This is a genomic window from Dietzia sp. Die43, from assembly GCF_024519835.1.
GTDB lineage: Bacteria > Actinomycetota > Actinomycetes > Mycobacteriales > Mycobacteriaceae > Dietzia > Dietzia kunjamensis.
In genome coordinates, this window is the sequence record NZ_JALJRF010000083.1 from 1 (window position 1) to 360 (window position 360).

The following is a 360-nucleotide window of genomic DNA, read 5'->3' on the forward strand; positions in this document are numbered from 1 at the left end:
GGGGGGGGGAGGAGAGGAGGGGGGGAGAGGAAGAGAAAGAGGGGGAGGAGGAAGAAGAAGGGAGGAAGAAGAGGAGGAAAAAGGAAAGGAAAGGGAAAAAGGAGGAGGGGGAGGAAAAGAAAAAAAGAAAGGGAAAGAAGGAGGAGAGGAAAGAAAAGAGAGAGGGGAAGGAGGAAAAAGGGAAGAGAAGGGAGAGAGAGAAAGAAGGGAGAAAGGAAAAAAAGAAAAAGAGAAGGAGAAAGAAGAGGGGAGAGAGAAAAAGAAAGAAAAGGAGAGAAGGAAAGGAGAGAAAAAAGGGAGGGAGGAGACGGCCGCGGAGGACGCACGGCGCCTGGAGCGAGCGGTCTACGAGGTCAAGAA

At 51.1% G+C, this 360-nt stretch carries 1 protein-coding gene; it reads left to right on the top strand.

What is annotated here, in order from left to right; translation table 11 throughout:
• Window positions 1-360 (top strand): hypothetical protein (locus NR111_RS18905; protein ID WP_256821644.1); only part of this gene is annotated, 360 nt, incomplete at both ends.